We start from the raw sequence: 11,251 nt of genomic DNA, 5'->3' as shown, positions 1-11,251 counted from the left end.
GACCGACCGGCGCCAGCACATACCGCCACAACGCCACCCACGGCCACACGAACAACGCCTTGCCACACCACACCAGCACCAAGCCCAGGCCACGCCCCCCGGCGGCCATCGCCGCGCCGACGGTCCGCGCCAGCCAGGCGATACCGCGGCCGACGGGCGAAAGGATCTGCGCGTACAACCACTGAGCAGGCACCACCAGCAGATACCGCACCAACCAGGCCACCGCGACCGCAACACCACGACCGACCGGCGCCAGCACATACCGCCACAACGCCACCCACGGCCACACGAACAACGCCTTGCCACACCACACCAGCACCAAGCCCAGGCCACGCGCCAGCCACGCAAGCGCGCGTCCCACCGGAGCCAGCACTCCGCGCCAGAGCCACCCCGCGGGCACCACGACGAGATACCGCCACAGCCAGGCCAGCGGGGCGACGACGAGGGTGCGCCACAGCCAGGTCATGCCCCGGCCGAACGGGCGCAGCACCGTCCTGTCCACGGCCTTGGCGCAGACGACCAACGCGTCCCACACCAATCGCACGGGCACCACGAGCACCAGCACCACGATCCGCACCGGAAGGCGGACCATCGTGGTCAGACAGCCCTCACCGGGCTCGTAACGGGTCGGCTCGCGCCGGTCCTTGTCGAGCGACGCGTCGGGCGAACCGGCGCGCGGCGCGACCGCCCGCTCCTGCCGCCACTCGCCGTCCGTGGGCTCCATAACGCCCTCCCCCTTGTACTTCCCTGTACTGCCGTGCGTGCCCGGCGGCGGATCTGCTCGGCCCCGGCGGACAGCGTCCACGGTGCAATTCCCCGAACCCGCCGTCCAGTTCCGGTTCCGTCCCCGGATCTGTTCCGGTTCCGTCCCTACCTGGCACACGCCCCGGCGGGCCCGCCGGTTGCGCCCGTGCCGATCCAGAAGCGCAGCTTCTCCTCGCGCTGGTCCTCGAAGACCCCGCCGCAGGCCTCGATGACCCTACGGGAACCGGAGTTGGTGTGGTCGCAGGTGATCAGCACGGGGTCGATGCCCAGCGTGCGGCGGGCGTACGGGAGGGCGGCGCGCAGCATCGCGGTGGCGTGGCCGCGGCGGCGGGCCGCGGGGCGCACGGCGTAGCCGATGTGGCCGCCGTAGGCGTGCAGGCTCGGGGTGAGGCGGTGGCGGATGGTGAGCCGGCCGAGGTAGGCGTCGCCCTCCACCCACCACAGGGTGGTCATGGGCACCGTGCCGTCGACGCGTTCGTCGCGGGAGGTGCCGCCGATCATGTCGACGTACGCGGCGAACCCCTCGGCGGTCGGCCAGCGTTCGCGCCAAGTCCGCAGCTCGCGGCCCAGGTTGGAGTGAGGGGCGGCCGCCGCGCCCTCTTCCCGGAACTCGTCCATCGCGGCGAGGAAGGAGACGTGGACACGCACGGTCGGTGCGATGAGTTGAGGCGACATCACCTCATTGTGCGGGCACGCGCAGGCCCGGCCGCCGCGGGGTGCGGGGGCCGGGCCTGCGAGCGGGGCTTCCGGCAGCGGTTACTTGACCACGGTCAGCGGGAGCAGCTTCTTGCCGGTCGGGCCGATCTGGATCTCGGTGTCCATCTGCGGGCAGACGCCGCAGTCGAAGCACGGGGTCCAGCGGCAGTCCTCGACCTCGGTCTCGTCGAGCGAGTCCTGCCAGTCCTCCCAGAGCCAGTCCTTGTCCAGACCGGAGTCCAGGTGGTCCCAGGGCAGGACCTCCTCGTACGTGCGCTCGCGGGTGGTGTACCAGGCGACATCCACGCCGAACGCGGGCAGCGTCTCCTCGGCCGCCTTCATCCAGCGGTCGTAGGAGAAGTGCTCGCGCCAGCCGTCGAAGCGTCCGCCGCCCTCATAGACGGCGCGGATGACGGAGCCGATGCGGCGGTCACCGCGCGAGAGCAGGCCCTCGACGATGCCGGGCTTGCCGTCGTGGTAGCGGAAGCCGATGGAGCGGCCGTACTTCTTGTCGCCGCGGATCTTGTCCCGGAGCTTTTCGAGCCGCGCGTCCGTCTCCTCCGCCGACAGCTGCGGAGCCCACTGGAACGGGGTGTGCGGCTTGGGGACGAAACCGCCGATGGAGACCGTGCAGCGGATGTCGTTCTGCCCGGAGACCTTGCGGCCCTCGGCGATGACCTTGACGGCCATGTCGCCGATCTGGAGGACGTCCTCGTCGGTCTCGGTCGGCAGACCGCACATGAAGTAGAGCTTCACCTGCCGCCAGCCGTTGCCGTACGCGGTGGAGACCGTCCGGATCAGATCCTCTTCGGAGACCATCTTGTTGATGACCTTGCGGATGCGCTCCGAGCCGCCCTCCGGGGCGAAGGTCAGACCCGAGCGACGGCCGTTGCGCGTCAGCTCGTTGGCAAGATCGATGTTGAAGGCGTCGACGCGGGTCGACGGCAGCGACAGACCGATCTTGTCTTCCTCGTACCGGTCGGCGAGCCCCTTCGCGACATCGCCGATCTCGGTGTGGTCCGCGGAGGACAGCGACAACAGGCCGACCTCCTCGAATCCCGTGGCCTTCAGCCCCTTCTCCACCATGTCGCCGATACCGGTGATGCTTCGCTCCCGTACGGGACGCGTGATCATGCCGGCCTGGCAGAAACGGCAGCCGCGGGTGCAGCCACGGAAGATCTCGACCGACATCCGCTCATGGACGGTCTCGGCGAGGGGGACGAGCGGCTGCTTGGGGTAGGGCCACTCGTCGAGGTCCATGACGGTGTGCTTGGAGACCCGCCACGGGACGCCGGAACGGTTCGGCACGACACGGGAGATCCGCCCGTCGGCCAGGTACTCGACGTCGTAGAACTTGGGGACGTAGACGCTGCCGGTCTTCGCGAGACGGAACAGCAGCTCGTCGCGCCCGCCCGGCCGGCCCTCGGCCTTCCAGGCGCGGATGATCTCGGTGATCTCCAGGACCGCCTGCTCGCCGTCGCCGACGACCGCGCAGTCGAGGAAGTCCGCGATCGGCTCCGGATTGAAGGCCGCGTGGCCGCCCGCGAGGATCAGCGGGTGGTCCTCCGTGCGGTCCTTGGCCTCGATGGGGATGCCCGCGAGGTCCAGGGCGGTGAGCAGGTTGGTGTAGCCCAGCTCGGTCGAGAAGGAGACGCCGAGGACGTCGAAGGCGCCGACCGGGCGGTGTGCGTCGACGGTGAACTGCGGCACGTCGTGCTCGCGCATCAGTGCTTCGAGGTCGGGCCACACGCTGTACGTGCGCTCGGCGAGCACGCCCTCGCGCTCGTTGAGGACCTCGTAGAGGATCATGACGCCCTGGTTGGGCAGGCCGACCTCGTACGCGTCCGGGTACATGAGCGACCAGCGGACGTCGCAGTCGTCCCACTCCTTGACGGTGGAGTTCAGCTCGCCGCCGACGTATTGAATCGGCTTCTGGACATGCGGGAGGAGGGCCTCCAGGCGTGGGAAGACCGACTCGACAGGCATCGTGGTGATCTTTCATCAGCGGGCAGGGGTGACCCTCAAGCCTAACGTGCTCCGAGGGGCGGCCTTGACGAGCCGGGTTCGGGCTGCTGGGGGACGGCCACGAGCGGGCCGTGCGGCGGTGTGCGGACGGACCGGGGCCGGCCAGGCGCCGGCGGGCGGAGGGTCCCGATGACCGCACGCGGCCGCCCGCACTCACCTCATCGCAGCGCGTCCCTGTGCTTGCGGCGCGAGGCGTCCTTCCACAGCCCCGGCAGCTCCCGTTCCCGCTCCGCCGCACGGGCCTCCTCGCGCCCGTACATCAGCCCGAAGGGGAACCCGGCCTCGCCCGCGGTCTGCGCCTGGGCCGCCAGCTCGCGCAGCGCCCCACGCGCCACCACGCTGTCCTGGTGATCACCCAGCGACTGCTGGACCCGCTTGATCCGCTTGCCGTACTTCTTCGCCGGCCGCCCCAGGGCAGGCCGGGCCGCCTCCGCCGCATACCGCGCCCGCTTGGCCGCCTTGCGCGCACGGTGCAGCGCCTGGTCGCGGGCCGGTCCGGCCGGGAGGTCGCGCGCGGCCTGCATCCGGCCGGCCAGCCGCGCGTGATCCTTCAGTACGCCCTTCGCCAGCACCTTGGGCGCCGGCTTGCCCGCAGAGCCGCGCAACGGCGGCTCCGCCAGGAACGCCTCCAGCGACTCCAACAGGGCCAGATACCGCTCCCCGTCCAGCACCGCGAGCACCTGCTGCCGCGACGCCAGGCGGCTGCGCTCGGCCCTGATGCGCAGCCGGGCGGCCACCGGACCGAACCGCAGCTCCTCGGGCACCTCCGCCAGAGCGCCGTCCAGCCGCTCGGTGAGCACCTCCCGGTCGCGGTCCACGCCCAACTCCGCCGCCAGCCACTTCAGCTCGACGCCGAGGGGCTGGGTGACGGCACGGTCGAGCACCTTGGTGGAGGACCGGAAGACGCTGCGCAGCCGACGGGTGGCGACCCGCATCCTGTGCACGGAGTCGGGCAGGTCGCGGCGCACCGCGGGATCCCGCTCGACGATGGCACGCACCTGCTCCGCCACGTACGCCAGCACCACGTCCCCGGCGGTCCGCCGCGCCGCCTTGCGAGGCTTGCCCACCTTGCTCGGGGCTCCCGTCTTCACCGGCGCGCCGGCCCTACCGGGGTCCCCGTACGCCGCCGGGGCGGTCTCGGCGAGCGCCCGCGCCAGCTTCGACGCCGCCCGTGCGGGGCGCACCCCCGCCGCGGCCAGCGCCTGACCCACATCGTCCAGGAGCCCTTCGTCACCGCCCGCCGCGCCGGTCAGTTCCACCTCGATCTCGTGCCATCTGACCTCGCCCTGGGCCGCGTCCTCCTCGCCCGCAGGACCGGCCCGCCGGGCCCACACGGCGTCGGTCGCCACCTCGGCGAGCGGAGTGCCCGCCGCGTCCTGGAGCAACCGTGTCGTGCGCCGGGTCCGCAGCCGTACGACGGGCAGCAGGGCGCGGCCGCGCACCCGTGACCGCACCAGGCCCGTGAGCTCCTTCGGAGGCGCGTCGGACAGTGGGGCCCGCACCTCGTCCCGTGCCTGCCCGGAGCCCGCCGACGCGGAGTCCCCGGCCGGGACCGGCAGCTTCAGGTGCCAGCCCGCGTCCTTGCCGCCGGTGCGGCGGCGCAGGGTGATGCCGTCCGCGGCGAGGCGGTTGCCGGCTGTGTCGTAGTAGGTGGCGTCCAGGGTCTCAGTGCCCTGTTCGACCACGGCCGCGACCCGGTTCACGCCGGTCAGGTCGGGCAGCTCGGTGTCGTCGGTGGCCTCGTATTTACGTTCGACTTCCCGCACCGTGTCAGCCATGCATCGAATCTAGTCAACCGCCCCGGCTGCGACCACCCACCCGCCGGACAGTGACCCGCCGGACCGTTCCACCCAGCCGCCCGCGGAATCCGGCCAACCGACGAGGGCCGGGCTTGCCAGTGGTGGCACGGGCGGTGCGAGGTGACTTACGGTGTGTCACCGGGCGCCCACTAAGGGTTGCCTCAGGCACCTGCTCGACCCCTACGGGGAGGGAGACACCCGTGCAGCCCCATCACGCAGCCGCCACCCGGACACCCTTCCGCGTCACGGCGGGTGCCCGCCCGCACCTCCTGGCCGTCCCGAGCGAACCCACCGCAGCGAAGGTCGCCCGCGACTTCATCCGCACGGCACTGCGCGGCACCCCGCTCGCCCCTCTGCTCGACAACGCGGTCCTGCTCACCTCGGAGGCGGTCACCACCTCCCACCTGCGCACACCGGCGTCCACGGACGTCCTGCTCCGGCTGCTGACCGCCGATCACGGCCTGCGCATCAGCGTCCACGACGAGGCTGCCGGGCGCATCCCTGCGCAGACGGCAGCCGCCCCCGGCCAGGAGCCCGGACACCGCCTGCTGCTGTTCCGGTACCTCGCCGACGACTGGGGCACCGCCCCCGCCGCCGGACCGCGCCGCTCCCCCGCCCTGTGGTTCGAACTGCGCACCGCGCGGAACCGCGACTCCTAGAGGTGCGCCACGCCCCCGGGGTTGTGCCGACCCGAAACCTCAGCGGGACGCGGACACCGGGCGTTGCACTCTGATCGACTGGAGCAGCCCGATGGCGATCCAGACGGCGAACATCGAGGTGCCTCCGTAGGAGACGAACGGGAGCGGGAGACCGGTGACCGGCATGATGCCCAGCGTCATCCCGATGTTCTCGAAGGACTGGAAGGCGAACCAGGCGATGATGCCGGCCGCCACGACCGTGCCGTAGAGCTCGGTCGTCTCGCGGGCGATACGGCAGGCCCGCCACAGGACCACGCCGAGCAGAACGATGATCAGGCCCGCCCCGAGGAAGCCGAGTTCCTCACCGGCGACGGTGAAGATGAAGTCCGTCTGCTGCTCGGGCACGAACTGACCGGTGGTCTGACTGCCCTGGAAGAGTCCTGAGCCGGTCAGCCCGCCGCCGCCGATCGCGATACGTGCCTGATTGGTGTTGTAGCCGACACCCGCCGGGTCCAGGCTCGGGTTGGCGAAGGCGGCGAACCGGGCGATCTGGTAGTCGTCGAGCAGGCCGAGCTGCCAGACGGCGACACAGCCGGCGACGCCGGTGCTCAGCAGGCCCAGGATCCAGCGGTTGGACGCGCCGGAGGAGAGCAGCACACCGAGGACGATGGCCCCGAGGACCATCACCGACCCGAGGTCGGGCATCAGCAGGATGACGGCCACCGGGACGGCGGCCACGGCGAGCCCCTGGACGACCGTGCGGTGATCGGGGTGCGGGCGATCGCCCGCGTCGACCTTCGACGCGAGGATCATCGCCATGCCGAGTGTGATGGTGATCTTCGCGAACTCCGCCGGCTGGAGGGAGAAACCACCGGGGATCGCCAGCCAGGACCGCGAGCCGTTGATGGTGGCACCCAGCGGCGTCAGCACCAGCAGCGCGAGCACCACCGAAAGCCCGTAGAGGATCGGGACCGCGCCCCGCAGGGTGCGGTGCCCGAGCCAGATCGTGCCGGCGGCCAGCGCCAGTCCGATGCCGGTGTTCAGCAGGTGGTGCAGGAAGAAGTAGTACTCGTCGTCGCGGTTGAGTTCGGTGCGGTTGCGGGTCGCGGAGAAGACCAGCACCGACCCGATGCAGGACAGCGCCAGGCAGGACAGCAGCAGTATCCAGTCCAGCCTGCGGACGAGGGAGTCCCGCGCGGTGAGCTTGGCCCAGGTGCCCAGCTCCGGGGTGTAGCGCCGGATGGAGAACGTCCGGGAGGTGTGGCTGGTCGTCACTGCTCTCGCCTCCCCGGCGGGGCCGTCGGCGGGGCCGCCACCGGCTTGATCGGCTGGGCCTGAATGGTGCCGTCCTTCTCGATCTTCGGAAGCGCCTCTTGCGGCTTCGGCAGCAGCGCGTTCTTCGGGTTGATGCCGCCCTTGGCGTCGACCCCGTAGAGCGCGTCGTAGATCTTGCGCACTGCCGGCCCCGAGGCGCCGGAACCGGTACCACCCTGGGAGATCGTCATGAGGATCGAGTAGTCCTTGGTGTACGTGGCGAACCAGGAGGTGGTCTGCTTGCCGTAGACCTCCGCCGTACCGGTCTTGGCGTGCATCGGGATCTTGCTCTGGGGCCAGCCGCCGAACCGCCAGGCGGCCGTACCGCGGGTGGCGACACCGGCGAGGGCGCCGTCCATCTGCTTGAGCGTCGCCTTGCTCACCGGCAGCTTGCCGTGCGACTGCGGCTTGATCTGCCGGACGTGCTTGCCGTCGGGGCTGATGACGGCCTTGCCGACGGACGGGTTGAAGAGCGTGCCGCCGTTGCTGATCGCGGCGTAGATCGTCGCCATCTGAATCGGGGTGACGAGCGTGTCACCCTGACCGATCGCGTAGTTGACGGAGTCGTAGGCGTGCAGCTTCATGCCTTCGAGGCAGCCCTCACGGGCGAGCAGGGTGTCGAAGTCCCTCTTCTTCGGCCAGTTCTTGGCCTGCTTGCACCAGCCGGCCTTGTTGGCCTTCCAGAAGTCCTTCTTCCACTGCCGGTCGGGCACCCGGCCGGTGACCTCGTTGGGGAGGTCGATGCCGGTTTCCGCGCCGAGGCCGAACTGGTGGGCGGTCTTGTAGAACCAGTTCTTGGCGTCCTTCTTCGGCTTGAGCCCGCCGTCCTTCTTCCACTCGTCGTGCGAGAGCTTGTAGAAGACGGTGTCGCAGGAGACCTCCAGCGCCCGGCCCAGGCTAATCGAGCCGTGGCTCTGCGACTCGAAGTTCTTGAAGACCTGGCCGCCGATGCTGTACGAGGAGCCGCAGGGGTAGCTGCCGTCGAAGGCGTAGCCGGCGTTGACGGCGGCGGCGGTCGGCACCACCTTGAAGATCGAGCCGGGGGCGGCCTGTGCCTGGATGGCCCGGTTCAGCAGCGGGTAGTTGGAACCCTTGCTGGTGAGCCGCTGGTAGTCCTTGGCGTCGATCCCGCCGACCCAGGCGTTGGGGTCGTAGTCGGGGTTGGAGGCCATCGCCACCACGCGTCCCGTCTTCGCCTCCATCACCACGACGGCGCCCGAGTCCGCCTCGTACGGGCGGTTGGTGTTGCGGTCGATCTCCTTGCGGGCGTCCTTCATGGCCTGCGCCAGCTCTTTCTCCGCCAGCGCCTGCACACGGGCATCGATGCTGGTGACGACGCTGGCGCCGGCCTCGCCCTTCTCGCTCTTGGTCTGGCCGATGACCCGGCCGAGGTTGTCGACCTCGTAGCGGGTGACGCCGGCCTTGCCGCGCAGATCGCTGTCGTACGTCCGCTCAAGACCGGACCGGCCGATCTGGTCGGAGCGCAGCAGCGGCGAGTGGCTGTGCTCGGCCTTGGTGATCTCCTCGTCGGTGACCGGGGAGAGATAGCCGAGGACCTGGGCGGTGTTGGCGCTGCCGGGGGCGGCGTAGCGGCGGACGGCGGTGGGCTCGGCGCTGATGCCGGGGAAATCCTCGGAGCGCTCGCGGATCTGGAGGGCCTGCTGGGTGGTGGCCTCGTCCGTGATCGGGATGGGCTGGTAGGGGGAGCCGTTCCAGCAGGGCTGCGGGGTCTTGGAGTCGCAGAGCCGGGTCTTGTTGCGGATCTCCTTCTCCGACATGCCGAGGACCTTGGAGAGCCGGCCGAGCACGGCCTTGCCGTCGTCCTTCATCTTCAGCAGGTCGGTACGGCTGGCGGAGACGACCAGACGGGTCTGGTTGTCGGCCAGCGGCACACCGCGCGCGTCGAGGATCGAGCCGCGGGTGGCGGGTTCGATGACCTGCTGGACGTGGTTGCTCTTGGCCTCGTTGGCGTACTCCTGGCCGTTGCGGATCTGCAGATACCAGAGCCGGCCGCCGAGGGTGAGCAGAAGGGAGAAGACCAGGATCTGGATCGCGATCAGGCGGACCGTGACGCGCGAGGTCCGGCCCGTCTCGGGAAGGTTGCTCACAGCGCCCCCACTGTCGGTGCGATGGCCGGCGGCTGCGCCCGCCGCCCGGTGCTCGGTCGCGGTGCCACGCAGGTCCGTCCTGCGGCCCGCGGCAGTTCGCCGCTCACAGCCGCTTGTCCCCCTTGCGCGCCGCCTTGCCGCGGCCGGTCCTGCTGAGCAGACCGCCGCGCCGGCTGCCGTTCTTGCCGGACTTGGCCCCGAGTCCCGTGCCGCTCGCGGTCATGCTGCCGCGGCTGCCCTTGAGACCGGTGCCGGTGCTGAGCCAGCCGTACGCGGGCTCCCGGCCGAGGACCGAGCTGCCGGAGCCGCCGTCGCCGGCCAGCAGATCGCTGTCCGTTCTGCGTGCGAGCGCCATCACCAACGGGACGGTGAACGGGGCGAGCAGCAGGTCGTAGAGGGTCGCGCTGAGGAGCAGGCCGACGAGGCCGACGTGCCGGGCGGCGGTGTCGCCGACGAGCGCGCCGACGCCGGCGTAGAGCAGGGTCGAGCCGATGGCGGCGCCGACGACGACCACCAGCGGGATGGTCGCCGAGCGGTGCTGGCCGTTGTCCGGCCGGGTCAGTCCGGCGATGTAGCCGATGACGCAGAGCACGAGCGCGTAGCGGCCGATGGCGTGGTCGGAGGGCGGCGCGAGGTCGGCGAGGAGTCCGGCGCCGAAGCCGACCAGGGCCCCGCCGACGTGGCCGTAGACCAGCGCGAGGCCGAGCACGACGAGCAGCATGAGGTCCGGGACGGCACCGGGCAGTTGCAGCCGGGCGAGGATGCTGACCTGGATGACCAGGGCGAGGACCACCAGCGGGGTGGCGAGCAGGATCCGGTTGATGCGCATCGGTCAGCTCCTGGGAGGGGCGCTCGCGGTGGGGGTGGCCGTGACGGTGACCGTCGGCGCCGGCTTGGGCTTCGCGGGCTTGGGCGGCAGGACGGTGTCGCGGGGGTCCTCGCGGGGCGGCGCCACGACGACGCCGACGACGTCCAGCTGGGAGAAGGCGACGTAGGGCCGGATCTGCAGGGTGCGGGTCAGATCGCCGTTGGACGGCTCGATCTTGATCACCTGTCCGACCGGCACACCGGGCACGAACGGCTTGTCGGCGCTGGAGCCGAAGGTGACCAGGCGGTCGCCCTTCTTGACCGCGGCCCGGCCGTTGAGGAGCTGGACGCGCAGCGCGCGGCCGCCCTGCCCGTTGCCGAAGCCGATCTCGTTGGTCTTCTCCATGCGGGTGCCGACGGTGAAGTCCGGGTCGTTGGCGAGCAGGACCGTGGCGGTGTTGGCGCCGACGGTGGTGACCCGGCCGACCAGCCCGTCGCCGTTGAGGACGGTCATGTCGCGGGCGATGCCGTCGCGGCTGCCGGCGTCGATGGTCACGGTCCAGGAGAAGCCCTGGGCGGCGCCGATGGCGATGACCTCGGCGCCCTTGATGCCGTACTGACCGGCACCCGCCGACTTCAGAATCTTGTCGAGTTCGGCGGCGCGGCTGCGGTTGCGGTCGGAGGAGCCGAGCTTGGCCTTCAGCGCGGCGTTCTCGTGCTCCAGCGTGCTGATCCGGTTGTGCCGCTCACCGGAGTCCCGTACGGCGCCGACGGCGTTGCCGACCGGGCTGACGACGCTGGCGACACCGCTCTCCACCGGGCCGAAGGCGGAGGCCGCCGCCTGCCTGGCGCCATCGAGCGGGGACTGCTCGCCGCCGCGGATATCCACCGTGATCAGCGCGAACGCGATCGCGACGAGCAGCACCAGTAGCAGCCGGCTCTCTCGTGTGTCCCTCACGTGCGGCGGCCGTGTCCTTCCTCGTAGGACCGGCCGGCTGCGGGCCCTCGCCGGTCTCGTTCGGGAGTTGAGCGTTGTGCCTGTGTGTGCGGTGCCGGGTGGTGAAGTGTCAGTGCACCGTGCTTGTCGGGGTGTTCTGCC

8 protein-coding genes and 1 pseudogene are annotated in these 11,251 nt (G+C 70.9%); 1 reads left to right on the top strand and 8 read right to left on the bottom strand.

What is annotated here, in order from left to right:
* The 4 genes and pseudogenes from ACGFZW_RS25640 to ACGFZW_RS25625 form a co-directional block, all read right to left on the bottom strand.
* A pseudogene (locus ACGFZW_RS25640) lies at window positions 1-592 on the bottom strand (hypothetical protein); the annotation flags it as partial.
* 278 nt (window positions 593-870) lie between these two features.
* The gene (locus tag ACGFZW_RS25635) at window positions 871-1,440 is read right to left on the bottom strand and encodes a GNAT family N-acetyltransferase (RefSeq protein ID WP_393895555.1); all 570 of its coding nucleotides are present in this window, start codon (window positions 1,438-1,440) and stop codon (window positions 871-873) included.
* Window positions 1,441-1,521: 81 nt separating this feature from the next.
* Window positions 1,522-3,447 (bottom strand): TIGR03960 family B12-binding radical SAM protein, encoded by a 1,926-nt coding sequence (locus ACGFZW_RS25630; protein WP_393895554.1) that lies wholly within the window; start codon window positions 3,445-3,447, stop codon window positions 1,522-1,524.
* A gap of 197 nt (window positions 3,448-3,644) precedes the next feature.
* Window positions 3,645-5,264 carry a CHAD domain-containing protein gene (locus ACGFZW_RS25625; protein WP_393895553.1) on the bottom strand — a complete coding sequence of 540 codons (1,620 nt, stop codon included), beginning with the start codon at window positions 5,262-5,264 and terminating at the stop codon, window positions 3,645-3,647.
* A gap of 221 nt (window positions 5,265-5,485) precedes the next feature.
* On the opposite strand from ACGFZW_RS25625, the gene ACGFZW_RS25620 reads away from it, so the two are divergent.
* Complete coding sequence (locus ACGFZW_RS25620) at window positions 5,486-5,944, top strand: ATP-binding protein (RefSeq protein WP_393895552.1); 459 nt, start codon at window positions 5,486-5,488, stop codon at window positions 5,942-5,944.
* Window positions 5,945-5,983: 39 nt separating this feature from the next.
* On the opposite strand, the gene rodA is transcribed toward ACGFZW_RS25620, so the two are convergent.
* The 4 genes from rodA to mreC all read right to left on the bottom strand — a co-directional run bounded on the left by rodA (window position 5,984) and on the right by mreC (window position 11,110).
* Window positions 5,984-7,198, bottom strand: a complete 1,215-nt coding sequence (gene rodA, locus ACGFZW_RS25615; protein WP_393895551.1) for a rod shape-determining protein RodA — start codon at window positions 7,196-7,198, stop codon at window positions 5,984-5,986.
* The gene (mrdA, locus tag ACGFZW_RS25610) at window positions 7,195-9,345 is read right to left on the bottom strand and encodes a penicillin-binding protein 2 (RefSeq protein WP_393895550.1); all 2,151 of its coding nucleotides are present in this window, start codon (window positions 9,343-9,345) and stop codon (window positions 7,195-7,197) included. Before mrdA ends, rodA begins: the two co-directional genes overlap by 4 nt.
* 103 nt (window positions 9,346-9,448) lie before the next feature.
* Window positions 9,449-10,174, bottom strand: coding sequence for a rod shape-determining protein MreD (gene mreD / locus ACGFZW_RS25605; RefSeq protein ID WP_393895549.1), 726 nt, complete (start codon window positions 10,172-10,174; stop codon window positions 9,449-9,451).
* 3 nt (window positions 10,175-10,177) lie between these two features.
* Entirely contained in the window at window positions 10,178-11,110 is a 933-nt protein-coding gene (gene mreC, locus ACGFZW_RS25600; RefSeq protein WP_393895548.1) for a rod shape-determining protein MreC, read from the bottom strand.
* Window positions 11,111-11,251: the final 141 nt, after the last annotated feature.

Source organism: Streptomyces sp. NPDC048248 (assembly GCF_043201875.1).
GTDB lineage: Bacteria > Actinomycetota > Actinomycetes > Streptomycetales > Streptomycetaceae > Streptomyces.
This window is presented reverse-complemented; position numbering and strand designations above follow the sequence as displayed.